This window comes from Streptomyces curacoi (genome assembly GCF_001513975.1).
GTDB classification, from domain to species: domain Bacteria; phylum Actinomycetota; class Actinomycetes; order Streptomycetales; family Streptomycetaceae; genus Streptomyces; species Streptomyces curacoi.
The window spans coordinates 11749-35867 of sequence record NZ_KQ947995.1; the positions used below are offsets into that span (position 1 = coordinate 11749).

General features: G+C 70.2%; 15 protein-coding genes. 9 read left to right on the forward strand and 6 right to left on the reverse strand.

Annotated elements, in window-relative coordinates; all coding sequences use genetic code 11:
- Positions 1–295: 295 nt before the first annotated feature.
- The 3 genes from AQI70_RS32640 (at position 296) to AQI70_RS32650 (ending at position 3301) form a co-directional block, all read left to right on the forward strand.
- Entirely contained in the window at positions 296–1345 is a 1050-nt protein-coding gene (locus AQI70_RS32640; protein WP_062156210.1) for a ComF family protein, read from the forward strand.
- 315 nt (positions 1346–1660) lie between these two features.
- A complete protein-coding gene (gene hpf / locus AQI70_RS32645; RefSeq protein ID WP_374195845.1) occupies positions 1661–2353 on the forward strand; it encodes a ribosome hibernation-promoting factor, HPF/YfiA family in 693 nt (230 codons plus the stop codon).
- Positions 2354–2554: 201 nt separating this feature from the next.
- A complete protein-coding gene (locus tag AQI70_RS32650) occupies positions 2555–3301 on the forward strand; it encodes a response regulator (protein WP_062156068.1) in 747 nt (248 codons plus the stop codon).
- A gap of 39 nt (positions 3302–3340) precedes the next feature.
- Here the strand turns inward: AQI70_RS32650 and AQI70_RS32655 are convergent, their stop codons facing one another.
- Both AQI70_RS32655 and AQI70_RS32660 read right to left on the reverse strand, forming a co-directional pair.
- Positions 3341–4537, reverse strand: a complete 1197-nt coding sequence (locus tag AQI70_RS32655; protein ID WP_062156069.1) for a winged helix-turn-helix domain-containing protein — start codon at positions 4535–4537, stop codon at positions 3341–3343.
- 376 nt (positions 4538–4913) lie between these two features.
- Positions 4914–5507, reverse strand: a complete 594-nt coding sequence (locus tag AQI70_RS32660; protein WP_062156070.1) for a GNAT family N-acetyltransferase — start codon at positions 5505–5507, stop codon at positions 4914–4916.
- Positions 5508–5778: 271 nt separating this feature from the next.
- On the opposite strand from AQI70_RS32660, the gene secA reads away from it, so the two are divergent.
- Positions 5779–8598, forward strand: a complete 2820-nt coding sequence (gene secA, locus AQI70_RS32665) for a preprotein translocase subunit SecA (protein ID WP_062156071.1) — start codon at positions 5779–5781, stop codon at positions 8596–8598.
- Between the two features lie 145 nt (positions 8599–8743).
- Here the strand turns inward: secA and AQI70_RS38005 are convergent, their stop codons facing one another.
- Complete coding sequence (locus AQI70_RS38005; protein ID WP_079051575.1) at positions 8744–9364, reverse strand: Rv3235 family protein; 621 nt, start codon at positions 9362–9364, stop codon at positions 8744–8746.
- A gap of 353 nt (positions 9365–9717) precedes the next feature.
- On the opposite strand from AQI70_RS38005, the gene AQI70_RS32675 reads away from it, so the two are divergent.
- The 3 genes from AQI70_RS32675 (at position 9718) to AQI70_RS32685 (ending at position 11590) form a co-directional block, all read left to right on the forward strand.
- A complete protein-coding gene (locus AQI70_RS32675; RefSeq protein WP_062156073.1) occupies positions 9718–10233 on the forward strand; it encodes a DUF6912 family protein in 516 nt (171 codons plus the stop codon).
- Between the two features lie 128 nt (positions 10234–10361).
- Positions 10362–11027 (forward strand): HAD family hydrolase, encoded by a 666-nt coding sequence (locus tag AQI70_RS32680; protein ID WP_062156211.1) that lies wholly within the window; start codon positions 10362–10364, stop codon positions 11025–11027.
- Between the two features lie 149 nt (positions 11028–11176).
- Positions 11177–11590: a hypothetical protein gene (locus tag AQI70_RS32685; protein WP_159042722.1), complete on the forward strand. Its 414-nt coding sequence runs from the start codon at positions 11177–11179 to the stop codon at positions 11588–11590.
- A 134-nt stretch (positions 11591–11724) separates the two neighbouring features.
- On the opposite strand, the gene AQI70_RS32690 is transcribed toward AQI70_RS32685, so the two are convergent.
- Positions 11725–12291, reverse strand: a complete 567-nt coding sequence (locus tag AQI70_RS32690) for a DJ-1/PfpI family protein (protein WP_062156075.1) — start codon at positions 12289–12291, stop codon at positions 11725–11727.
- 1031 nt (positions 12292–13322) lie between these two features.
- Here AQI70_RS32690 and AQI70_RS32700 point away from each other — a divergent pair.
- Both AQI70_RS32700 and AQI70_RS32705 read left to right on the forward strand, forming a co-directional pair.
- On the forward strand, positions 13323–18257 hold the full coding sequence (locus AQI70_RS32700; protein WP_062156077.1) for an NAD-glutamate dehydrogenase: 4935 nt from the start codon (positions 13323–13325) through the stop codon (positions 18255–18257).
- 93 nt (positions 18258–18350) lie between these two features.
- Complete coding sequence (locus AQI70_RS32705; RefSeq protein WP_062156078.1) at positions 18351–19844, forward strand: hypothetical protein; 1494 nt, start codon at positions 18351–18353, stop codon at positions 19842–19844.
- 330 nt (positions 19845–20174) lie between these two features.
- Here AQI70_RS32705 and AQI70_RS32710 read toward each other — a convergent pair whose 3' ends face one another.
- Both AQI70_RS32710 and AQI70_RS32715 read right to left on the reverse strand, forming a co-directional pair.
- Positions 20175–21836 (reverse strand): glycosyltransferase family 2 protein, encoded by a 1662-nt coding sequence (locus AQI70_RS32710; RefSeq protein WP_062156079.1) that lies wholly within the window; start codon positions 21834–21836, stop codon positions 20175–20177.
- Positions 21833–24085: a CDP-glycerol glycerophosphotransferase family protein gene (locus AQI70_RS32715; protein ID WP_062156212.1), complete on the reverse strand. Its 2253-nt coding sequence runs from the start codon at positions 24083–24085 to the stop codon at positions 21833–21835. Before AQI70_RS32715 ends, AQI70_RS32710 begins: the two co-directional genes overlap by 4 nt.
- Between the last annotated feature and the right edge of the window lie 34 nt (positions 24086–24119).

The following is a 24119-nucleotide window of genomic DNA, read 5'->3' on the forward strand; positions in this document are numbered from 1 at the left end:
CGGGGCGGGCCGTTGAGGTTCGAGGACTGAGAGTGGGCGGCCGCTTCCTGGCTGGGGGAGACTCCGGCTGGGGGCGGTCGCTGTCTGTTTGGGGCCTCTTTGGGGCCTCTGTGGGTTCTGTGGTCCTCTGGGGGCTCCGTGGCCTCTGTGGGGTCTCTGTGAGGCCTTTTTTTGGGATGGGACTCGGGGTGCCGGCCCCGGGGCGGAAAGGACGTCCGCGCAGGGGCCGGAGTTTTCCACAGGGCGTTATCCACAGGGGTGGTCCGTCGGCGCGGGCCTTGGCACAGTGGTGGGCATGCGGGGGTGGTGGCAGGACCTGACCGACCTGGTGCTGCCGGCCGAGTGCGGAGGCTGCGGGAGGCCTCGCACGGTGCTCTGCCCGGGGTGCCGTGCCGTCCTGAGCGGGACCGCACCGAGCCGGGTGCGGCCGGTGCCTCAGCCGCCGGGGCTGCCAGAGGTGCACGCGGCGGCCCGGTATGCGGACGAGGTGCGGGCGGTGCTGCTGGCCCACAAGGAACGCGGCGCGCTTGCGCTCACGGCGCCACTCGGGACGGCTCTGGCGGGGGCCGTGCGGGCGGGGCTTCGGGAGGCCGGTGCGCAGGGCGGTGGGGCGTCCGGGCGGGCTGTGCGGCCCCGGGGGTACCGGGTGTCGGCCGACGGGTCGGGGCCGCGGTTCTGGGGCGTCGGTGCGCCTGTGCTGCTCGTACCCGTTCCGTCCGCGCGTGGGGCGGTGCGGGCACGGGGGCACGATCCGGCCCGGCGGATCGCGCTCGCGGCCGCGGGTGAACTGCGGCGGGGCGGTACGCCGGCGCGTGTGCTCGCCGTGCTGCGGCAGCGGCGGGCGGTGGCCGATCAGTCGGGGCTCAACTCCCGGCAGCGGCTCGACAATCTCGCGGACGCGCTGACCGTGGCTCCCGGCGGGGCCCGGCTGCTCGCCGGCGGTCCGGTCGTGCTCGTCGACGACCTGATGACGACGGGCGCGTCCCTGGCGGAGGCGGCGCGGGCGGTGCGAGCGGCCTTGGCGGCGGGGGCGGGACCCTGCAGCCCGGCGGGTGAGGGTCCCCACAGGGCGGTGCAGTCAGCGGTGTACGGCAGAACGGTCGGGGAGGTGGACGCGTATGGATGGGTGACTGCGGAGTCCGGTGCGGGTGGTGACGGGACAACCGCTGTGTACCTGACGGGAAGTCGGGAAAGCACAGGGGAACGGAGGGCTGGATCGAGGGAGGGAGTCGTGCGGCGGACGCGTGAGGTGCCGGGAATCGGGGGCGCCGGACCAGCTGGTGACGTGGTCTGCGCGGCGGTGGTCGCTGCGTCGCCGGATTCTTTCGAAATAAACCGGAACTGACTGCGAACTTGCATCGTTGCAGGTAACGAGAGGGGCAATTCACCGGAACGGAGGTACGCCGCAGTAGAGGGTGACGACATCCGTCCGGGCGAGATATGTTCGGTTGTGAGGGAAAGGCGCAGGCCAGCCCTCTCATATCCGAATGCCGTGCTGCGGGTTTTCGGCAATCACCCGCGGCGATGGGGTGGAGATCTTGCCCATGGGGGAGGAGGAGGTGGAAGTCACCGAGTCCGAGGTTCCGGGGTTCACCGGAGCCTGGTGCAAAAGGGAGATGCTCCGCCGATGGAGCGGAGCGATCCGGGAACGGAGTTCTGCGTGGACATCGTCGTCAAGGGCCGCAAGACCGAGGTGCCCGAGCGGTTCCGCAAGCACGTGGCCGAGAAGCTGAAGCTGGAGAAGATCCAGAGGCTCGATGCCAAGGTGATCAGCCTCGACGTCGAGGTGTCCAAGGAGCCCAACCCCCGACAGGCCGACCGCAGTGATCGAGTGGAGATCACGCTCCGCTCCCGCGGTCCGGTGATCCGGGCGGAGGCAGCGGCCAGCGATCCGTATGCGGCGCTCGACCTCGCGGCGGAGAAGCTGGATGCCCGGCTGCGCAAGCAGCACGACAAGCGTTTCTCGCGCCGAGGCGCACGCCGAATCTCGGCGGCCGAGGTCCCCGACCACGTTCCGGGCGCGGCGACGCTCAATGGCAACGGGCACACCTTCCAGGAAGAAGAGCCGGAGGGAATTCCCACCAAGAAGATCGGCTCGCTGGAAGTGAAGGGCGAAGGACCCCTCGTCGTCCGCGAGAAGACGCATGTCGCCTCCCCGATGACTCTCGACCAGGCCCTCTACGAGATGGAGCTGGTCGGGCACGACTTCTACCTGTTCATCGACTCCGAGACCAAGGAACCGAGTGTCGTCTACCGGCGGCACGCCTACGACTACGGCGTCATCCACCTCAGCACGGACCCGATGGTCGCCCAGGCGCAGGCTCCCGCGGCTGGTGGCACGCTGGGCGGCTGACCAACCCGGCTGACAGCTGAGCCGGTGCCCCTGGAGCGCGTGTGCGCCCCCAGGGGCACCGGTGTGCGACCACTTCGCGCCCTGCACGTCACCGCGGTGTCAGCCGGGCATGAAATCATGGCCGCACCGGCCCAACCGGTGGGCCGCTGCCTTGGGTTGGCGACGGCAGATGACCAGCCACAGCCTTCAGGGGGAGGAACGATGGCGGACAGCTTCGGACCGATGCGGGACGAGGATGCCGACGGCGATGTCGTCGGCATGGGCCCTGACGCGGGCTCTCCACGCAAGGAGCCGATCAGAGTCCTCGTCGTCGACGACCACGCCCTGTTCCGCCGTGGACTGGAGATCGTGCTCGCCGCCGAGGAGGACATCCAGGTGGTGGGCGAGGCGGGCGACGGCGCGGAGGCTGTCGACAAGGCCGCTGACCTGCTGCCGGACATCGTCCTGATGGACGTACGCATGCCCAAGCGGGGCGGGATCGAGGCCTGCACCTCCATCAAGGAGGTGGCCCCCAGCGCGAAGATCATCATGCTGACGATCAGCGACGAGGAGGCCGACCTCTACGACGCGATCAAGGCGGGTGCGACCGGGTATCTCCTCAAGGAGATCTCTACTGACGAGGTGGCCACCGCCATCCGCGCGGTGGCCGACGGTCAGTCGCAGATCAGCCCGTCGATGGCGTCGAAGCTGCTGACCGAGTTCAAGTCGATGATCCAGCGGACGGACGAGCGCCGGCTGGTGCCCGCGCCGCGGCTGACGGACCGTGAGCTGGAGGTCCTCAAGCTCGTCGCCACGGGGATGAACAACCGCGATATCGCCAAGGAGTTGTTCATCTCCGAGAACACCGTGAAGAACCATGTGCGCAACATCCTGGAGAAGCTGCAGCTGCACTCCAGGATGGAGGCCGTGGTGTATGCGATGCGGGAGAAGATCCTGGAGATTCGCTGAGGGACCGGCCGGCCTGACGGTTCTGGGCGGTTCTGCGGGTCACGCCAGTATGCGGGCGAGCTCCCTGGTGAGCGGCTCGCGCAGGTCGGGTGCGTCGACCCGTTCCACGCGTACGTCCGTGCAGTCCACCCAACCCGCCGCCTCGGCCAGGGCCTGAGCCACTGCCGGGACCGCCTTCGGGCCGTCCAGAGTGACCTGCTTGGCCACCAGCGTGCGGCCGTCGCGGGCCGGGTCCACGCGGCCGACGAGCCGGCCGCCGGCCAGGACCGGCATCGCGAAGTAGCCGTAGACCCGCTTCTGCTTGGGGACGTAGGCCTCCAGGCGGTGGGTGAAGCCGAAGATCCGCTCTGTGCGTGCCCGTTCCCAGATCAGGGAGTCGAACGGGGACAGGAGCGTCGTACGGTGGCGGCCGCGCGGGGGTGTCTCCAGGGCCGCCGGGTCTGCCCAGGCGGGCTTGCCCCAGCCCTCGACCGTGACCGGGACCAGGCCCGAGTCGGTGATCACCGCGTCCACCTGTTCCCCCTTGAGGCGGTGGTAGTCGGCGATGTCCGCGCGCGTGCCCACGCCGAGGGACTGGCCGGCCAGGCGGACCAGGCGGCGCAGGCACTCGGTGTCGTCCAGTTCGTCGTGCAGCAGTGGCTCCGGGATGGCGCGTTCGGCGAGGTCGTAGACGCGCTTCCAACCGCGGCGCTCGACGCAGACCACCTCGCCGTACATCAGGGCGCGCTCGACGGCGACCTTCGAGCCCGACCAGTCCCACCACTCGCTGGTCCGCTTCGCGCCGCCCAGTTCGGTTGCGGTGAGGGGGCCTTCCGCGCGGAGTTGCTTGATGACCTCGTCGTAGGCGCCGTCGGGGAGTTCGTGGTTCCAGTGGGGGCGGTTGCGGTAGGCGCGGCGGCGGAAGGCGAAGTGGGGCCACTCCTCGATGGGGAGGATGCAGGCGGCGTGGGACCAGTACTCGAAGGCGTGCGGTTGTGAAGGCGCGTCTGTGGGTGCGGGCGTCCAGTAGGCGTTCTCGACCGTCTTGCGGCTCACTGCGCCGAGGCGGGCGTAGGGGATGAGCTCGTGGGAGCGGGCCAGGACCGAGATGGTGTCGAGTTGGATCGCGCCGAGGTGACGGAGTATGCCGCGGACGCCGTTGCGGCGGTCTGGGGCGCCTAGGAAGCCTTGGGCGCGTAGGGCGATGCGGCGGGCCTCGTCTGCCGAGAGTTCGGTGGTGGGGCGCGGGGTTGTCATGGAGTCGGACGATAGGGGGTGGCACTGACAACGGGGAGTGAGCTGCGGGTTTGTGGGAGGGGGGCGGCCTTGGGGTTTTCTCGCCCCCGCCGCCCCTACCCGTCCCATCCTGAAGGGGCTCCGCCCCTTCGACCCCGGCCAGGGGGCTGCCGCCCCCTGGACCCCCGCTTCGGCCCTGAACGGGCCTCGTCCTCAAACTCCCCCAAGCTCTTCGAGCAGGGGGGACCCCCAGACGGGCTGAAATATGCCGGCCGGCGTTGGAAGTGGCCGCCGCTGGGTGTGCCGCCTCTGCGGGTGGGTGGGGGCTGGGGACGGTGCGGGCTGGGCCTCGGGCGTTCGATGGGCTGGAGGATGTCGGCGGGCCACCGGGGAGGGCTCAAGCGACGGGTCGGCTGGGTGATGTTCGTGCAGGCAGGTAGGGCGCCATCGACGGGAGTCCAAGATCCGACGGGAGCAGGGAACCCACCCAGCAGTCCCGGCGTACGCCCTGGTGGACGATGGCGGAGCGAAGGGTGCCCTCCAGGGTGAAGCCGGCTCGTTCGGCCACGGCGCGGGAGGGTTCGTTGCCGACCTCCGCGCGCCATTCCACGCGGTCGATCGACAGGTGGACGAAGGCCCAGCGGGAGGCCGTGAGGACGGCCTCGGTGATGTAGCCGTTGCCGCGGTGTTCCTTGGTGCCCCAGAAGCCGATCTCGGCCACGCTCAGGGAACGCATGGTGAGGCCGAGCATGCCCACCAGTTCCTCCCCTTCGGGGAGGAAGAGGCCCCAGGTGAACATCGAGCCGTTCGCCCAACTGTCGGGCACCAGCTGCTCCGTGAAGCTCTCGGCGTGTTCGCGGAGGTAGGGGGAGGGGATGGTCGTCCAGCGCTGGATGTCGGGGTCCTGGGCGGCCTCGTACACGGCGTTCGTGTCCTGTGGGCCGACCGTGCGCAGGAGGAGGCGTCCGGTGGCGAGCGTGACGGGTTCCATCGGCCGATTCTGCTCGGGAGCCCGGAGAAAGCGCCATCTTTTCGCCATGCGTGAGCGGGTGATCACAATTCGCGCAATTCATCAGTGCGACGCGGCACCATCCGCGGGGCCCGTCCGTTGTGCCCTTTGAAGCAGATTTGAAGCGGCGGACCGTCGCCCTGGCCGCCAGGCCTCCCGACCCGGCGGGGTCCTCGCATACGATGGCCGTTGCTCAGTCAAGTCAAATGGAAACCGACCGTCCCAGGCCCGACCGGCAAGGAGACCAACCCCCGTGTCCGTCCTCTCGAAGATCATGCGTGCAGGCGAAGGCAAGATCCTGCGCAAGCTGCACCGCATCGCGGACCAGGTCAACTCCATCGAAGAGGACTTCGTCGACCTCTCCGACGCCGAGCTGCGGGCCCTCACCGATGAGTACAAGCAGCGGTACGCGGATGGGGAGAGCCTCGACGATCTCCTTCCCGAGGCCTTCGCCACCGTCCGCGAGGCTGCCAAGCGCGTCCTCGGACAGCGGCACTACGACGTGCAGATGATGGGCGGCGCCGCCCTCCACCTCGGCTATGTCGCCGAGATGAAGACCGGTGAGGGCAAGACCCTGGTCGGCACGCTGCCCGCGTATCTGAACGCTCTTTCCGGAGACGGCGTTCACCTCATCACGGTCAACGACTACCTGGCCGAGCGCGACTCCGAGATGATGGGCCGCGTCCACAAGTTCCTCGGTCTGTCCGTCGGCTGCATTCTCGCCAACATGACGCCGGCCCAGCGCCGCGAGCAGTACAACTGCGACATCACCTACGGCACGAACAACGAGTTCGGCTTCGACTACCTGCGCGACAACATGGCGTGGTCGAAGGAGGAACTCGTCCAGCGCGGGCACAACTTCGCGATCGTCGACGAGGTCGACTCCATCCTCATCGACGAGGCCCGTACGCCGCTGATCATCTCCGGTCCGGCAGACCAGGCCACCAAGTGGTACGGCGACTTCGCCAAGCTGGTCACGCGCCTCAAGCGCGGCGAGGCCGGCAACCCCCTCAAGGGCATCGAGGAGACCGGCGACTACGACGTCGACGAGAAGAAGCGCACGGTCGCCATCCACGAGGCCGGCGTCTCCAAGGTCGAGGACTGGCTGGGTATCGACAACCTGTACGAGTCGGTGAACACGCCGCTCGTCGGATACCTGAACAACGCCATCAAGGCCAAGGAACTGTTCAAGAAGGACAAGGACTACGTCGTCATCGACGGCGAGGTCATGATCGTCGACGAGCACACCGGCCGTATCCTCGCCGGCCGCCGCTACAACGAGGGCATGCACCAGGCGATCGAGGCGAAGGAAGGGGTGGACATCAAGGACGAGAACCAGACGCTCGCCACGATCACCCTGCAGAACTTCTTCCGCCTCTACGGCAAGCTCTCCGGCATGACCGGTACGGCGATGACCGAGGCCGCCGAGTTCCACCAGATCTACAAGCTCGGCGTGGTCCCCATCCCGACCAACCGGCCGATGGTCCGCAAGGACCAGTCGGACCTGATCTACCGCACCGAGGTCGCCAAGTTCGAGGCCGTTGTCGACGACATCGCCGAGAAGCACGAGAAGGGCCAGCCGATCCTCGTCGGTACGACGTCGGTCGAGAAGTCCGAGTACCTGTCGCAGCAGTTGAGCAAGCGCGGCATCCAGCACGAGGTGCTGAACGCCAAGCAGCACGACCGTGAGGCGACGATCGTCGCCCAGGCCGGCCGCAAGGGTGCCGTGACGGTGGCCACCAACATGGCCGGCCGTGGTACCGACATCAAGCTCGGCGGCAACCCCGAGGACCTCGCCGAGGCGGAGCTGCGCCAGCGCGGCCTCGACCCCGAGGAGCACATCGAGGAGTGGGCCCACGCCCTGCCCGCCGCCCTGGAGCGGGCCGAGGCGGCCGTCAAGGCCGAGAAGGAAGAGGTCGAGTCCCTCGGCGGCCTGTACGTGCTCGGTACCGAGCGGCACGAGTCGCGTCGTATCGACAACCAGCTGCGCGGTCGTTCCGGCCGTCAGGGCGACCCCGGCGAGTCCCGGTTCTACCTCTCGCTCGGTGACGACCTGATGCGCCTGTTCAAGGCCCAGATGGTCGAGCGCGTGATGTCGATGGCCAACGTCCCGGACGACGTGCCGATCGAGAACAAGATGGTCACGCGCGCGATCGCGTCCGCCCAGTCGCAGGTCGAGCAGCAGAACTTCGAGACCCGTAAGAACGTCCTGAAGTACGACGAGGTCCTCAACCGCCAGCGCGAGGTCATCTACGGCGAGCGGCGCCGCGTCCTGGAGGGCGAGGACCTGCACGAGCAGGTGCAGCACTTCATGGACGACACGATCGACGCGTACGTCGCCGCGGAGACCGCCGAGGGCTTCGCCGAGGAGTGGGACCTGGACCGGCTGTGGGGCGCCTTCAAGCAGCTCTACCCGGTGAAGGTCACCATCGAGGAGCTGGAGGAGGCGGCAGGCGACCGCGCCGGGCTGACCGCCGAGTTCATCGCCGAGTCCATCAAGGACGACATCCACGAGCAGTACGCCCAGCGGGAGGCGCAGCTCGGCTCCGAGATCATGCGTGAGCTGGAGCGCCGGGTCGTGCTGTCGGTCCTGGACCGCAAGTGGCGTGAGCACCTCTATGAGATGGACTACCTCCAGGAGGGCATCGGCCTGCGCGCGATGGCGCAGAAGGACCCGCTGGTCGAGTACCAGCGCGAGGGCTTCGACATGTTCACCGCCATGATGGAGGGCATCAAGGAGGAGTCCGTCGGCTACCTGTTCAACCTGGAGGTCCAGGTCGAGCAGCAGGTCGAGGAGGTCCCGGTCGAGGACGCCAAGCCGGTGGCCGACCTGGAGAAGCAGGACGCGGTGCCGGCGCAGGCGGGCTCGCGTCCCGAGATCCGCGCCAAGGGTCTGGAGGCTCCGCGCCGTCCGGACCGGCTGCACTTCACCGCGCCCAAGGTGGACGGCGAGGGCGACATCGTCGAGGGCGACTTCGCCAACGGCGACGAGCCGGTGCGTTCCGAGGCGGACGGGCTCACGCGCGCGGAGCGGCGCAAGCAGGCGCGTGGTGGGCGCCGCCGTAAGAAGTGACGCCACATGACGCCGTAGACGCCGTATGACGCCGTAAGGCGGCAGTGATGGCGCCTGGGGCGCCGTAGCGGCTGAGGAAGGGCCGGGCACCTGTGGGTGTCCGGCCCTTCCCGTGCGTAGGGGCAGTAGGGGCCGCTGTGCGTGGTCAGTCGTCGTCCGCGCGTGGCCTGCGGGGGCCGCCGAGTTCGACCGCCGTGCAGCGCCACCGCAGGTCCCGGCCCTGTTCCAGGCGGAACGCCATGGCGCGCAGCTGGTCTCCGGCGCCGATGCGGGCGAAGGCCTCGACGGCGCCCGGGCGGGGCTCGAAGTAGCCGATGTCGCGGACGACGGGGCGGGTGCCTCGGGTGCGCAGTGGGCTGCGTTCGGCCAGCCAGGCGAGTTCGTCGTAGGCGCGGCCCGCGGTGTGGCGGAGCATCCAGTGGACGGGGCGTTGACCGCTCAGGACCAGAAGGAGGCGGTCGGCGAAGACGTCGGTGGGGCGGGTGTGCGGGACGGCGGGTGTGTACGGGGCCTCGCCGGTCGGTGGGGGCAGGGTGCGCGGTGCCCCGGCGGTGGAGGCGCTTGGTGGACGGGTGTCGGTGGGCCTGGTGCGGGCGCGGGCCCCCGGGGCGCCCGGAGAGCCGGGTGGGCGGCCGCCGGGGGATGTCGTACGGGGCGTGCCTCCACTCGGTGTGCGGGGTGGGGCGCCGCCGGGGCGACGGGTGTCGCGGCGGCTCGGTGGGCGGGTGCCGGGGCGGTGCTGGGTCCTGGTCATGACCTTGTTCATGGGGTCCCCGTTCGGCGTGGCCCGGCGATACCGGGCAGTAACTTCGAGGTCGGTGATCTTGTACGGGGTCCCGGGGGTCGGCTGCAAGAAAGCGAGGGCTCGGAACGGGCGACCGCAAAGTTCACTTATCCGGGTGATCGAAGGGTGCGAAAGGCCCGTGCCGGCGGGCCGGTACCGGGTGAGTCCGCGGACCGGGGTGGACGCCGGACGAGGCTGCGGCGGGGACTCGAAAGGGGACACGCGCACGTATCCTGAAGGCCCTGCGGGAGGTGCGGGAGCGCCCTCTCCGGGGCCTTGCGGAGTCTTATGAACCGGGTCCTTGCGGAGCCTTACGAACACGAAAGCGGTCAGCCATGCGCGTCTACGTCCCCCTGACCCTCCCCGGTCTCGCCGAGGCGTACAAGACGGGCGAGCTGGGGACCGGGCCGCTCGTCGCCTACGCCGTCACGCCCGCGTTGCGCGAGTGGTATCTCTCCGACGACATCGAGGAGTTGGAGTACGCGGCGCTGAACCGGGCCGCGCTCGCCTCGCTGCGCCTGCTGGCGGCGGACGCCGGGGCGGTGCGGCGCCGGGTCGTGGTCGCCGTCGACGTGCCCGACGGGGCGGCCGTCGCCGACCCCGACCGGGGGCTGGACCCGTCGGCGCTGGGTGAGGTGCGGATCGCCGGGGGCGTGGCGCTGGCCAAGGCGGCCTCCGTGCACGTCGACTCGGGCGACGCGGAGGCGGACGTGGCGGCGGCCGTCGAGGCGCTGGAGGCGGCGGACGGTGGGGACGACGACGCTCAGTTCGTCGTGGACGGGGCCGGGGACCATGAGCTGCTGTGGTACGCCACGCAGGAGATCCCGAACCTGGTGGGGCTCGCAGACTGAGCCGGCTGGCCGGCCGGCGGCGCGGCGGCGTGCCGCGGCGTCCGGACGCGTGCGGGTGCTCTGCCGCACTGAGCCTCGTTGACCTGCTGCTCTCTTGATTGTCAGTGGGGGCCGGTACGGTTTTCGACATGGGGAAGCACGTAGGGGCGCATATCGTCTGGGACTGGAACGGGACGCTGTTCCACGACAATGACGCGATCATCGGGGCGACGAACGCGGCGTTCGCCGAGCTGGGACTTGAGCCGATCACGATGGAGCAGTACCGGGCGCTGTACTGCGTGCCGGTGCCGAAGTTCTACGAGCGGTTGCTGGGGCGGCTGCCGACCGAGGCCGAGTGGGAGGTCATGGATGAGACCTTCCACCGGTACTACGCCGAGCACCGGGTGAGATGCGGGCTCACCGAAGGCGTGGCGGAGCTGCTCGTGGAGTGGCGGTCGGGTGGCCGCAGCCAGTCGATTCTCAGCATGTACGTGCATGACGAACTGGTGCCGCTGGTGCGGGGGTTCGGGATCGAGGAGCACTTCCTGCGCGTCGACGGGCGGACCGGGCGGTCCGGGGGCAGCAAGGCCGAGCACATGGTGCGGCACATCGAGGCGCTCGCGAGTGTGGATCCGGCGCGCACGGTGGTGATCGGGGACGCCGCCGACGACGCGGTCGCGGCGCTGCATGTGGGGGCGCGGGCCGTGCTCTACACCGGGGGGTCGCACAGCCGGGCGAGCCTTGAGGAGGTGGGGGTGCCGGTGGTGGACACGTTGGGGGAGGCGGTCGCGGAGGCGCAGCGGTTGGCTGCGTAGGGGGCGGGCCTACGGGGCGGTGGCTCGGTTTTTGGCTGAAAAATTACGGGGGCGTCGCTGTGAGTGAGCTGTCATGATCTCCTCACCTGGCTGGAGCTCCGCTGCGTGGAGCCAGGGGGAAACCATTCAGTGAGAGACGAGGACCTTTCATGGCGCGAACCAGACGTGTGATGACCGTTGCGGGTGTCGCGAGTGGCATCGTCGCCGTTCTTGCCCTGACGGCGGGGCCGGCGAACGCCGTTGCCGCCTGGGGGTCCACGACCCAGGGCGAGGGCGACGGCTTCTTCGAGAACTGGCCGAACCGGGAGAACTACCCCGACCAGGCCGGTGCCATCGACAGGAAGAAGGACGGGATGAGTGTCGCGATCCGCTGGACGTCCAGCAGCGGCACGACGGGCGAGTGCGTGGACAAGAACGGGGCGAACAACGGCACGACGCTGTGTACCGTCACGGGGCTGAACCAGCGTGGCACCGTGACGTTCAAGGTCTGTGCGAGGGACTACAGCAACGACATCGGGTGGATCAACTGCTCGCGGCCGGACTCGCATCCGCTCACGCCGTGAGTGGGACGTTGTTTGAGTTGTTTCCGTTGTTTCACTTGTCGAGGATGTCGAGGATGTCGTGGTGGAGCGGGGCCCTGACCTGGTCCCGGCTCCATCACTGAACTCGGGCGGTCAGGTCGTCGGTGCCGTGGACGTCACGTGACCGGTGCCTTCGCGCGCAGCACGGTCAGGAACTCGCGCATCCAGCGGGAGTGGTCCGGCCAGGCGCGGGAGGAGACCAGGGTGCCGTCGACCACCGCCTCGGCGTCCTGGAAGGTGGCGCCGGCCGCCTGCATGTCCAGCTCCAGAGCGGGGTACGCCGTGACGCGGCGGCCGCGGAGGCTGTCGATCGCGGCGGTGAGCAGGGGGCCGTGGCAGATCTGGGCGACCGGTTTGTCGGCGTCGAAGAACGACTTGAGGATCTTGCGGAGTTCAGGGTCGTTGCGGAGGTACTCGGGGGCTCGGCCGCCGGGGATCACGAGGGCGACGTAGTCGCCGGGGTCGACCTCGGAGAAGGCGAGGTCGGCGGGCCAGGTGTAGCCGGGTTTCTCGGTGTAGGTGTCGAAGCCGGGTTCGAAGTCGTGGACGACGAACTGGAGCTTTTTGCGGGTGGGGGCCGCGATGTGGACGTCGTAGCCCTCTTCGCGGAGGCGTTGGTAGGGGTAGAGGACCTCCAGTGACTCTGCGGCGTCGCCGGTGACGATGAGGATTTTCGCTGTCATGTCGGGTGCGCTCCTCTTTGGGCCGGGGTGTTGGGTTGGCCTGTGTCTCCGTGGGGCGTCTTTGGCAACGTGCCTCGGGTGGGGGGTCTTGCCAAGGGGCTGTGCGGGGGGCTGGGTGCCGGGAGGGTGGGTTTCGCTTGCCGGTGCGCGGAGGGTGCTTGGCGTTGTGGCTGGGGCGGGGGCGTCGCGCGGCCCGGCGCTGGCGGGGTGCCGCCTGCGCCCACCCGTGCCGCCCCAGCGGCACGACTGCCCGCAGGCTGCGAAGGTGTGGTGCTCGCGGGCTGGGGGGTGGGGCGGCTCGCGGCGGCATCGGTGCTTGCAGGTGCTCGCGGTTGTGGCTGGGGCGGGGGCGTTGCGCGGCCCGGCGCTGGCGGGGTGCCGCCTGCGCCCACCCGTGCCGCCCCAGCGGCACGACTGCCCGCAGGCTGCGAAGGTGTGGACTGCCCGCAGGGTGTGTATGCAGCGGCTCCGGCTACCGCTGTTTTCGGACACGGCCCGCCTCCCGATGGCGTGCTTTCGCCTCGGTTTCTTGCTTCAGCTCTGAGGCCAGCCTCCCCCTCGGCGTCCCGCCCCGCCAGTTACGCCCTCCGCGCCCCCTTTGCCCCTGTGCAGAACGTCAAAGTTCTACCCCCGGTTTTGTACACATACGGCTCATGACGGGCCCCCTGTAAGGAGCGATAGCCTTGGTGGCGTGATCAGCGCGATATCTCGCGGGGGCACTGTCGCCCCTGCCCTGCGCCCGGTGAGCACGGACGACATCCGTGACCGGGCGGCAGTCGCTGGTCTTCGCGGGCGGGAGGGGGGCGTAAGGGCTCCCGGGACGTCTTGCACACCCCGGGCCCAGGCGTCGCAGAGAGCAGTGTCACACCCCGTGGGCAGCTCAAGAATGGCTCATATATCCCCGCTCATCTCACCTCGCGGCATAGCGTCGAACCAGACCGGACACCCCGCGTCACGGCGTTACGTCGCAGGAGAGGACTCCGTACTTCCTTCAACGTCACGCAACGGCGCGCGACAGGAGCCAGAGGACAATGCAGACCAAGCTGGACGAAGCCAAGGCCGAGCTGCTCGAGAGGGCCGCCCGGGTAGCTGAGAACAGCCCGGTCGGGGGGTACCTACCGACTGGGACGACGGACGAGAGCACCCCCGGCACCCCGGACCACGACACCGTGCTCGCGTTCCTCCAGCGCTACTACCTGCACACCGCCCCGGAGGACCTCACCGACCGCGACCCGGTCGACATCTTCGGAGCCGCCTTCTCGCACTACCGGCTGGCCGAGAACCGCCCTCAGGGCACGGCCAACGTGCGGGTGCACACGCCCACCGTGGAGGAGAACGGGTGGACCTGCAGCCACTCCGTCGTGGAAGTCGTCACCGACGACATGCCCTTCCTCGTCGATTCGGTGACCAACGAGCTGACCCGGCAGGGGCGGGGGATCCATGTGGTCATCCACCCGCAGGTCCACGTCCGCCGCGACCTCACCGGCAAGCTGATCGAGGTGCTCCCCGCGCGGCCGGCCGGTGAGCTGCCGCACGACACGCACGCCGAGTCGTGGATCCACGTCGAGATCGACCGTGAGACCGACCGGTCCGACCTGAAGCAGATCACCGCCGACCTGCTGCGCGTCCTGTCCGACGTCCGCGAGGCCGTCGAGGACTGGGCCAAGATGCGTGACGCGGCCCTGCGCATGGCCGACGAGCTGCCCCAGGAGCCCACGTCCGACCTGCGCGAGCAGGAGATCGAAGAGGCCCGCGAGCTGCTGCGCTGGCTGGCCGACGACCACTTCACCTTCCTCGGCTACCGCGAGTACCAGCTGCGCGAGGACGACTCGCTGGCCGCCGTGCCCGGCACCGGGCTCGGCATCCTGCGCTCCGACCCGCACCACGCCGAGGACGAGAACCACCCCGTCAGCCCGTCCTTCGAGCGGCTGCCCGCCGACGCCCGTGCCAAGGCACGCGAGCACAAGCTCCTCGTCCTCACCAAGGCCAACAGCCGGGCGACCGTGCACCGGCCGTCGTATCTCGACTACGTCGGTGTGAAGAAGTTCGACGAGAACGGCGAGGTCGTCGGCGAGCGGCGCTTCCTGGGTCTGTTCTCCTCCGCCGCCTACACCGAGTCCGTCCGCCGCGTCCCGGTCATCCGGCGCAAGGTGGACGAGGTGCTGCAGGTCTCCGGGTTCTCGCCCCACAGCCACGACGGGCGCGACCTGCTGCAGATCCTGGAGACGTATCCGCGCGACGAGCTCTTCCAGACCCCGGTCCCCGAGCTCCAGAGCATCGCCACCTCCGTCCTCTACCTCCAGGAACGCCGTCGGCTGCGGCTCTACCTGCGCCAGGACGAGTACGGCCGCTACTACTCCGCGCTCGTCTACCTCCCCCGCGACCGCTACACCACCGGTGTGCGCCTGCGGATCATCGACATCCTGAAGGAGGAACTCGGCGGCACCAGCGTCGACTTCACGGCCTGGAACACCGAGTCGATCCTCTCCCGGCTGCACTTCGTGGTCCGCGTCCCGCAGGGCACCGAGCTGCCGCAGCTGTCCGACTCCGACAAGGAGCGCATCGAGGCGCGCCTGGTCGAGGCCGCGCGTTCCTGGGCCGACGGCTTCTCCGACGCGCTGAACGCCGAACTCGGCGAGGAACGCGCCGCCGAGCTGCTGCGCCGCTACTCGGGCGCCTTCCCCGAGGGCTACAAGGCCGACCACACCCCCCGCTCGGCGGTCTCCGACCTCGTCCACCTGGAACAGCTCACCGAGGAGAACAACTTCTCGCTGAGCCTGTACGAGCCGGTCGGCGCCGCCCCCGAGGAGCGCCGCTTCAAGATCTACCGCAAGGGCGCGGCCGTCTCCCTGTCCGCCGTCCTGCCGGTGCTCAGCCGGCTCGGCGTCGAGGTCGTCGACGAGCGGCCGTACGAACTGCGCTGCGCCGACCGCAGCGTGGCCTGGATCTACGACTTCGGGCTGCGCATGCCCAAGTCGGCCAGCGGTGGTGACTACCTCGGCGACGACGCGCGCGAGCGGTTCTCGGAGGCCTTCGCCGCCACCTGGACCGGCCAGGCGGAGAACGACGGCTTCAACGCCCTCGTGCTGAGCGCCGGGCTGACCTGGCGGCAGGCCATGGTGCTGCGGGCGTACGCGAAGTACCTGCGCCAGGCCGGTTCCACCTTCTCGCAGGACTACATGGAGGACACCCTCCGCAACAACGTCCACACCACCCGCCTCCTCGTCTCCCTGTTCGAGGCGCGGATGTCGCCGGACCGCCAGCGCGCGGGCCGCGAGATCGTGGACGCGCTGCTCGAAGAGGTGGACGCGGCGCTCGACCAGGTCGCGAGCCTCGACGAGGACCGCATCCTCAGGTCCTTCCTCACCGTCATCAAGGCGACCCTGCGGACGAACTTCTTCCAGGAGGCGGCGGGCGGCAAGCCGCACGACTACGTCTCCATGAAGTTCGACCCGCAGGCCATCCCCGACCTGCCCGCGCCGCGGCCGGCGTACGAGATCTGGGTGTACTCGCCGCGTGTCGAGGGCGTGCACCTGCGCTTCGGCAAGGTCGCGCGCGGTGGCCTGCGCTGGTCCGACCGGCGTGAGGACTTCCGGACCGAGATCCTCGGCCTGGTCAAGGCGCAGATGGTGAAGAACACCGTCATCGTGCCGGTCGGCGCCAAGGGCGGCTTCGTCGCCAAGCAGCTGCCGGACCCGAGCGTGGACCGGGACGCCTGGATGGCGGAGGGCATCGCCAGCTACAAGACGTTCATCTCGGCGCTGCTCGACATCACCGACAACATGGTCGCGGGCGAGGTCGTCCCGCCGCCGGACGTCGTCCGGCACGACGAGGACGACACCTACCTCGTCGTCGCCGCCGACAAGGGCACCGCGACCTTCTCCGACATCGCCAACGGGGTCGCCGAGCAGTACAACTTCTGGCTCGGCGACGCCTTCGCCTCCGGCGGCTCGGCCGGCTACGACCACAAGGGCATGGGCATCACCGCCCGCGGCGCCTGGGAGTCCGTCAAGCGGCACTTCCGGGAGCTGGGCGTGGACACGCAGTCCGAGGACTTCACGGTCGTCGGCATCGGCGACATGTCCGGTGACGTGTTCGGCAACGGCATGCTGCTCAGCGAGCACATCCGCCTGGTCGCCGCCTTCGACCACCGGCACATCTTCATCGACCCGCACCCGGACGCGGTCACCTCCTACGCCGAGCGCCGCCGCCTGTTCGAGCTGCCGCGCTCCAGCTGGGAGGACTACAACACCGAGCTGCTGTCGGCCGGCGGCGGGATCTTCCCCCGCAGCGCCAAGGCGATCGCCGTCAACGCGCACATCCGCGAGGCCCTGGGCATCGAGGGCAAGGTCACCAAGATGACCCCGGCCGAGCTCATGAAGGCCATCCTCAAGGCGCCGGTTGACCTGCTGTGGAACGGCGGCATCGGTACGTACGTCAAGGCCTCCACCGAGTCCCACGCGGACGTCGGCGACAAGGCCAACGACTCGATCCGCGTCGACGGCGCCGACCTGCGCGTCAAGGTCGTCGGCGAGGGCGGCAACCTGGGCCTGACCCAGCTCGGCCGGATCGAGTTCGCGCTGCACGGCGGCCGTATCAACACCGACGCCATCGACAACAGCGCGGGCGTGGACACCTCCGACCACGAGGTGAACATCAAGATCCTGCTCAACGGCCTGGTCGCCGAGGGCGACATGACCGTCAAGCAGCGCAACAAGCTGCTCGCCGAGATGACCGACGAGGTCGGCCGTCTGGTCCTGCGCAACAACTACGCGCAGAACACGGCGATCGCCAACGCCCTCGCCCAGTCCGGCGCCATGCTCCACGCCCAGCAGCGCTTCATGAAGCACCTGGTCCGGGAGGGCCACCTGGACCGGGCGCTGGAGTTCCTGCCCACCGACCGCCAGATCCGTGAACGCCTCGCCTCCGGCCACGGCCTGACCGGCCCGGAGACGGCCGTCCTGCTCGCGTACACGAAGATCACGGTCGCCGAGGAACTGCTGCACACCTCGCTGCCGGACGACCCGTACCTGAGCACCCTGCTGCACGCGTACTTCCCGAGTGCGCTGCGCGAGCGGTTCCCCGAGCACCTCGTCAGTCACCCGCTGCGCCGTGAGATCACCACGACCGTGCTGGTCAACGACACGGTCAACACGGGCGGTACGACGTATCTGCACCGGCTGCGCGAGGAGACCGGCGCCTCGCTGGAGGAGATCGTCCGGGCGCAGACCGTGGCCCGCGCGATCTTCCGCTCGGCGGCGGTGTGGGACGCGGTCGAGGCGCTCGACAACAAGGTCGAGGCCGCCGTCCAGACCCGGATCCGGCTGCACTCGCGCCGCCTCGTCGAGCGCGGCACGCGCTGGCTGCTCAACAACCGGCCGCAGCCGCTGGAGCTCGCCGAGACCGTCGACTTCTTCGCCGAGCGGGTCGAGCAGGTGTGGTCGCAGCTGCCGAAGCTGCTGCGGGGCGCCGACCTCGAGTGGTACCAGCAGATCTACGACGAGCTGACCGGTGCCGGCGTCCCGGACGAAGTCGCCACCCGCGTGGCCGGGTTCTCCTCCGCCTTCCCGACGCTGGACATCGTCTCGGTGGCCGACCGCATGGGCAAGGACCCGATGGACGTCGCCGAGGTCTACTACGACCTCGCCGACCGGCTGCGCATCACCCAGCTCATGGACCGCATCATCGAGCTGCCCCGCGCGGACCGCTGGCAGTCCATGGCCCGCGCCTCCATCCGCGAGGACCTCTACGCCGCCCACGCGGCCCTCACCTCGGACGTCCTGGCGGCCGGCAACGGATCCGCGACGCCCGAGCAGCGCTTCAAGGCGTGGGAGCAGAAGAACGCGGCGATCCTGGGGCGGGCGCGGACGACCCTGGAGGAGATCCAGGGGTCGGAGGCCTTCGACCTGGCCAACCTGTCGGTGGCGATGCGGACCATGCGGACGTTGCTGCGGCAGCATTCGTAGGCCGTACGTGGATCAGGGCGCCCCGGGCTGTGACAGTCCGGGGCGCTCGCGCATTTGGGGCAAAACGGCAATTAAAGTGCTCGGGTGAGCACGATGCGGGCCGCGCTGCGGAGAACGACCGTCGTTCCGCAGGCGGCCGCCGTACTGGTCGTCCTGCTGCTCCTCCTCGTGATCGCCCGGCTTCCATGGGCCGGTGACCTCGGGATGCACGCGGCGACCGTCGAACGTCTGCGGCACGACCTGGTCGACCCCGGCAATCCGCTGGTCGACGCGGACACGCCGAGTCCGTACTACTCGCCGTGGATGCTGGTGCTCGGGTGTGTCGCGCGGGTGACGGGGTTCTCGGTCTTCGTCGTGCTGCGGATCGGTGCGGTGGTCGGGCTGGCGCTGCTCGTCAGTGGTGTGTGGCGGTATGTGCGCACCCTGAGCGCGCATCGGGCCGCGCCCGCGCTCGCCGTGTTGTGTCTGGTGTTCCTGTGGGGGACCTCGCTGTTCGCGTGGAGCGGGTTTCTCGGGCTGAACTCGCTGGCGCTCACGGTGTCGTATCCGAGTGTGTTCGCGCTGGGGCTGGCCTTTCACCTCTGGGCGTGGCTGGCGGGGGCGGTGCGCGAGCCGGCCGCTGGGTGGGGGGTGTGGTTCGGGCTCGGGGTGCTGTGGGCGGTGATTTCGCTGTGTCATCAGTTCTCGGGGGTGGTGGCTTCTCTGGGGGCGCTGGCCACGGTCGTCGCTGCGCGGGTGGGGCGAGGGGTGTGGTTGCGGCTAGGGGGCGGGCTGGCGACGGGCGTGGTCGTCCTGGGGGTGTGGCCGTACTACGACTTCTTCGCTCTGGTCGGGGCGGGCGCCGATCTGGAGTCGGTGCATCGGGCGCTGTACCGGGACCTGCTGGGCAGGTACTGGCTGGTGCTGCTGGGGGTGGTGGCGCTGGTGCTGCGGTGGCGGCGGGACCGGTGGGATCCGCTGGTGTTGTTCTTCGTGCTGGGCGCGGTGGTTGTCGCGCTGGGCGGGGTGAGCGGCCACTACTCGTGGGGGAGGGCGCTGCCTGCCGTGCTGATTCCGGCGCAGATCGCTGCCGCGTTGGGGGCGGTGGAGGGGCTGCGGGCCGGGCGGGCGGTGTGGCCGGGGGTGTCGGTCGGGCGTGGGGTGTGGGCGGGGGTGTTGGTCGGGGCGCTGGCCGTGGGGGCGTGGACGCAGGTCGGGACCGTCGGATACGTCGTTCCGCGGGGTGCGCTGCCGGAGGTGGTCGCGGCGAGGTACCGGGCGCCGTGGGTGGGGTACCACTGGGTGACGCCGTGGGTGAAGTACGGGGACGTGGTCATGGCGCGGACCTTTGCGGCACGGCAGATTCCGGCGTACGGGGCGTACACCGTGGCGCCCGGGTATCCCGACTTCTTCCTGCCGGATGAGGGGCGGCGGGTGGCGGATGTGCGGCGGTACTTCGCGGAGGGGACGTCGGAGGGGGTGCGGTGGGGGATCGTGCGGGCGTATGGGGTGCGGTGGGTGGTGGACCGGGGGGTTGAGGCGGGGATGGGGCTGCGGGTGGTGGCTCGGGGGCCGGGTGGGGATGTGCTGTATGAGGTGGTGCGGTGAGGGGTTTCTCGCCCCCGCCGCCCCTACCCGTCCCATCCTCCAGGGGCGCTGCCCCTTCGACCCCGGCCCCTGGGGGCCTGCGGCCCCCAGACCCCCGCTTCGGCCCTGAACGGGCCTCGTCCTCAAACTCCCCCAAGCTCTTCGAGCAGGGGGACCCCCAGACGGGCTGAGATTGCCGGGACCGGCGCTGTGACGTGACCGCTTGCCGGGCGTGCGGCCCCAGCGGGTGGGTGGGGGCTGGGGATGGTGCGGGCTTGGCCTCGGGTGCTGGGCGGGCTGGAGGATGCCGGCCGGTGCTGGAAAGTGGCCGCCGCCGTGAGGGGGGACGTCCTATCGCAGGGCGCTTCTCACCAAGCGTGCTGCTCTTCTCACCCTCGGCCGGGCCAGGTGGCGCGCCACCGGGCGCACCAGGCGGGCCGTCACTCCTACCGGTTGCCATCGCACTTGTAGGCGGCCGGGGCCGCGGGCCTCCGGTTCGACGGTGACTCGGTGGGGGGCCGTGCCGCTGTGGTAGTCGATGCGGGTCGTCAGGGTGGGGAAGGACAACGGCGCCAGGAGTACGGCCGTCTGGGTCTGGCCCTGGTGTTCGATGCGGAGCAGTGGGTGGCGTGCGCCGGCGAAGCCGTGGTGGGGGACGGGGGCCGAGGTCAGGTCCAGGTGGACGTGGCCTTCGAAGATGCCGGGGCGGACGGGGGACAGGCGGAAGGGGGTCGTGAGGCGGCGTCGGCCGGGGGCGAGGACCAGGCTTGCGCGGTGGGGGCCCACGGGGAGGCTCAGGCCCGGGTCGTAGGTGCGGATCGTGAGGTCGATGGAGGCGCCGGGGCCGCGGGTGAGTTCCGTGATCTCGTGGCGGAACTGGGCGCTGCGGAAGGGGCGGGTGTCCAGCTCCAGGTCGCAGACGTCCAGTTCGCGGCGGGCCCAGTCCGTGGTGGGGATGTCCTCGCCCCAGTAGGTGCGGCCGTCGGCGTCCGGGGTGACGTGTCTCGGCGCCACACCGTGGCCGAGGCCGCGGGCCGCCAAGCGGGCCTGGGCGAAGCGGCGTTCGCGGACCAACTGCAGGACCACTCGTTCCGTACGGGGCAGGCGGGCGTAGGCCGTGGGAGACAGGGTCTCCAGGTAGGGGACCATGAGGTCCGCGAAGGACGCCAGCCAGTCGTCGTCCCGGTAGGGCAGGTCCCCGGCGTACATGCGGAAGTCGTGCTTGAGGAACTTGTAGTCCTTGTCCTCGCGCAGCGCCCCGTGCCCGCTCTCGGTGAGGAAACCGTCGATCAGGCGCTGGACCTGGACGCGGTCGCGGACGTTGTCGAGTCTGTCGCGCTGGTTGGAGATGGATGCCGCGTCCGTGGCCGCGAAGGGCGCGATGTGCCAGCGGTACACCGGCTCCGGGATGATCGTGAACTCCTTGGCCAGGCAGTACGCCTGCGTGGTGAAGAGCTGGTCCTCGTAGTGGATGCCCTCCGGGAAACGCAGGTCGTGGCGGTCCAGGAACGCGCGGGAGTACATCTTGCTCGTCGACAGGTGCTCGAAGAGCAGCCGGGGTTCGGACTCGATGCCGAGCACGGTGCGGCGCTCGGCGACCAGATGCGGCATCCACTTCGTACGGCGGCCGCTGTCCTCCCGGATCCGCACCACCGCGCCCATCGCGAAGTCGATCTCCCGCTCACGGTGGGCCGCCAGGAGCAACTCCACGGCGTCGTCGGGGAGTTCGTCGTCGCTGTCCAGGAACATGACGTACGGTGCCCTCGCGATCTCCAGGGCACGGTTGCGCGGGGCGCTGCAGCCGCCGCTGTTCTCCGGCAGGCGGAGGTGGCGGATGCGGGGGTCCTGGGACGCCAGTCGCCGGGCGACGTCCGGGGTTTCGTCCGTCGAGTGGTCGTCGCTGATGATGATCTCGATGTTGGTGTGGGTCTGGCGGCGTACCGACTCCACGGCTCGGGGGAGGCGTTCCGCGTCGTTGTAGACGATCACCGTGACCGTGACATCGGGCTTCATACGGCCTCCCGAGGGCTCGGCGCCGGTGTGCGTTCCTCCAGCGGGATCACCGGCGGCAGGGCGTCCTCGCTCTCGCCCAGGAACACACGGCGTACGACGCGTTCGGCGGCGCGTCCGTCGTCGTACTCGCAGAAGCGGCGGCGGAAGGCCGCCCGGGCCTTCGCGGCGCTCTCGTCGTGCCACGCCTCGGTGCTGAGGATCTCGGTCAGTTCCCGCTGGGTGCGGGCCACTTGGCCCGGCGGCTCGGCCATCAGGTCGAAGTAGACGCCGCGGGTGGAGCGGTAGGTCTCCCAGTCGTCGGCGTAGATGACGATCGGGCGGTCGAGGTTGGCGTAGTCGAACATGATGGACGAGTAGTCCGTGACCAGCGCGTCCGCGGCCAGGGACAGGTCCTCGACCGGGTCGTAGGCGGAGACGTCGATGATCCGGCCGGTGCGGCGCAGGGCGGTCAGGGGGGACTGTGTGCCGTCGTAGAAGTAGTGGCCGCGCACCAGGAGGACCGTGTCCTCGCCGAGCTGGTCGGCGAACGTGGCGAGGTCGAGGCGGGGGGTCCAGCCGGCCTCGTAGTCGCGGTGGGTGGGGGCGTAGAGGATCGCGCGGTGGGTCGGGGGGATGCCCAGGCGGTCGCGGACGGCGCGGATGTCGGCGGCGGTGGCCGAGTAGAAGACGTCGTTGCGCGGATAGCCGTGGTCGAGGGAGACGAAACGGGACGGATACGCGCGTTCCCACATGCGGGTGGAGTGGCTGTTCGCGGAGACGCTGTAGTCCCACTTGTCGATCCGGGCGAGCAGGGCCTGGAAGTCGAGGCCCTTGGCGGCGGCCGGGAACTCCATCTGGTCCACGCCCATGCGCTTGAGCGGGGTGCCGTGGTGGGTCTGGAGGTGGACCGCGTCCGGGCGTTTGACCACCGCGTTGGGGTAGTTGACGTTGTTGACCAGGTACTTCGCCGTGGCCAGCACCTCGCGGTAGCGGCGGGTGCCGGGGATGACATGGTCCGTGTGCGGTGGGAGGAGGGGCGCGTTCTCCGGCGTCACCACCCACACCGGGTGGATCTGCGGGGCGAGTTCGGTGAGCTTGGCGGCGATCGCTGCCGGGTTGCAGGCGACGCCGCGGTTCCAGTACGCCGCGAAAACCGCCAGGTTGGGGTTGACCGGGCGGGACAGGGCCGCGCGGTAGTGGTGGTCGCCGAGGGCGGCGGCGACCCGGCGGCCGCGGGTGCGTACGGCCGACTTCGCGGCGCGGCGGGCGCGGTTGGCGGCCTGGAAGGCGCGGTACCTGGTGTAGGCGTTCTCCTCCAGGAGGGCGCGGCGGAAGCCCTCGGGACCGGCGGGGCGACGGTGCTCGGGCGGGCGTTGCCGGACCGCCGCCTCGGCGGCGCGCCGGAAGAACTCCCTGGCCACCGGCTCCGGCATCGCCGTACGGGCGAAGGTGCGCAGGCAGTCGCGGACCATGACGTCGTAGAGGACGGTGGGGGGCGGCGCCGTACCGGCGGTGGGGGTGGCGGGGGCGCGGTTCCGGGCGAGGGCGAGCAGTGTCTCGTAGCGGTCGATGAGGGCGTAGCGCTCCTCGGGGGTGACCGGGGGGAGGCTCTCGGGGCGCAGCTCGTGGTGCTCGTACGCCACTTGGTTCAGGGCGGCGATGTGGTCGGCGAGGAGGAGGGCGGCGTACGCCGCGAACGGCTCGTCGGGGGTGGTGAGCCGGTGTTCGTGCGCCCGCCAGAAGGTGGTGCGCAGCGCGCGGTTGCCGAGCAGCGGGGTGATGCGGAGCGCGGTGCGGGCGATGTCGTCGAGGGGGTGGGCGGCGCGGCCCGCGCGAGCCAGCAGGGGGCCGTCCTCGGAGGGGAGGCCGGAGGTCTCCCAGGTGGAGCCGACGTGGTCGAAGAGGAGGACGTCCACCTCGTCCGGCAGGTCCGCGGTGCGCTCGGCGACCGTGCGCGGGGCGCCGGCGGGCAGACCGTCCTTGGCGTGCACGAAGTGCAGCCAGCGGCCCGAGGCCCGGGCCGCCCCCGCCGACCGGGCCGTGGCGTCGTCCGTCCCGTCCGGCAGGGGCAGCACCGGCATCTCGGGGGCGTGGGCCCGGGCCGTCTCCTGCGCCCAGGCGCCGACGGCGGCCACGATCACCTCGACCTCGGGGTGCGGGTGCGCGGACAGGGAGGCGAGGAGTGCGGTGAGGCGGTCCTGGGTGTTGGGTCCGTGGACGACGACGCTGAGCTGTGGCGTGGCGGGGGTGGGCATCGCGGGGACGGGCATCGCGGGGGACTCCTTCACCTGCTCCATCGCGCAC

What these genes read in the sequence shown, in the direction of transcription:
- AQI70_RS32640 (WP_062156210.1), top strand. Translation starts at nt 296, where the DNA reads ATGCGGGGGTGGTGGCAGGACCTGACCGACCTGGTGCTGCCGGCCGAG.
- AQI70_RS32650 (WP_062156068.1), top strand. Translation starts at nt 2,555, where the DNA reads ATGGCGGACAGCTTCGGACCGATGCGGGACGAGGATGCCGACGGCGAT.
- AQI70_RS32655 (WP_062156069.1), bottom strand. Translation starts at nt 4,537, where the DNA reads ATGACAACCCCGCGCCCCACCACCGAACTCTCGGCAGACGAGGCCCGC.
- AQI70_RS32660 (WP_062156070.1), bottom strand. Translation starts at nt 5,507, where the DNA reads ATGGAACCCGTCACGCTCGCCACCGGACGCCTCCTCCTGCGCACGGTC.
- AQI70_RS38005 (WP_079051575.1), bottom strand. Translation starts at nt 9,364, where the DNA reads ATGAACAAGGTCATGACCAGGACCCAGCACCGCCCCGGCACCCGCCCA.
- AQI70_RS32675 (WP_062156073.1), top strand. Translation starts at nt 9,718, where the DNA reads ATGCGCGTCTACGTCCCCCTGACCCTCCCCGGTCTCGCCGAGGCGTAC.
- AQI70_RS32680 (WP_062156211.1), top strand. Translation starts at nt 10,362, where the DNA reads ATGGGGAAGCACGTAGGGGCGCATATCGTCTGGGACTGGAACGGGACG.
- AQI70_RS32685 (WP_159042722.1), top strand. Translation starts at nt 11,177, where the DNA reads ATGGCGCGAACCAGACGTGTGATGACCGTTGCGGGTGTCGCGAGTGGC.
- AQI70_RS32690 (WP_062156075.1), bottom strand. Translation starts at nt 12,291, where the DNA reads ATGACAGCGAAAATCCTCATCGTCACCGGCGACGCCGCAGAGTCACTG.
- AQI70_RS32700 (WP_062156077.1), top strand. Translation starts at nt 13,323, where the DNA reads ATGCAGACCAAGCTGGACGAAGCCAAGGCCGAGCTGCTCGAGAGGGCC.
- AQI70_RS32705 (WP_062156078.1), top strand. Translation starts at nt 18,351, where the DNA reads ATGCGGGCCGCGCTGCGGAGAACGACCGTCGTTCCGCAGGCGGCCGCC.
- AQI70_RS32710 (WP_062156079.1), bottom strand. Translation starts at nt 21,836, where the DNA reads ATGAAGCCCGATGTCACGGTCACGGTGATCGTCTACAACGACGCGGAA.
- AQI70_RS32715 (WP_062156212.1), bottom strand. Translation starts at nt 24,085, where the DNA reads ATGCCCGTCCCCGCGATGCCCACCCCCGCCACGCCACAGCTCAGCGTC.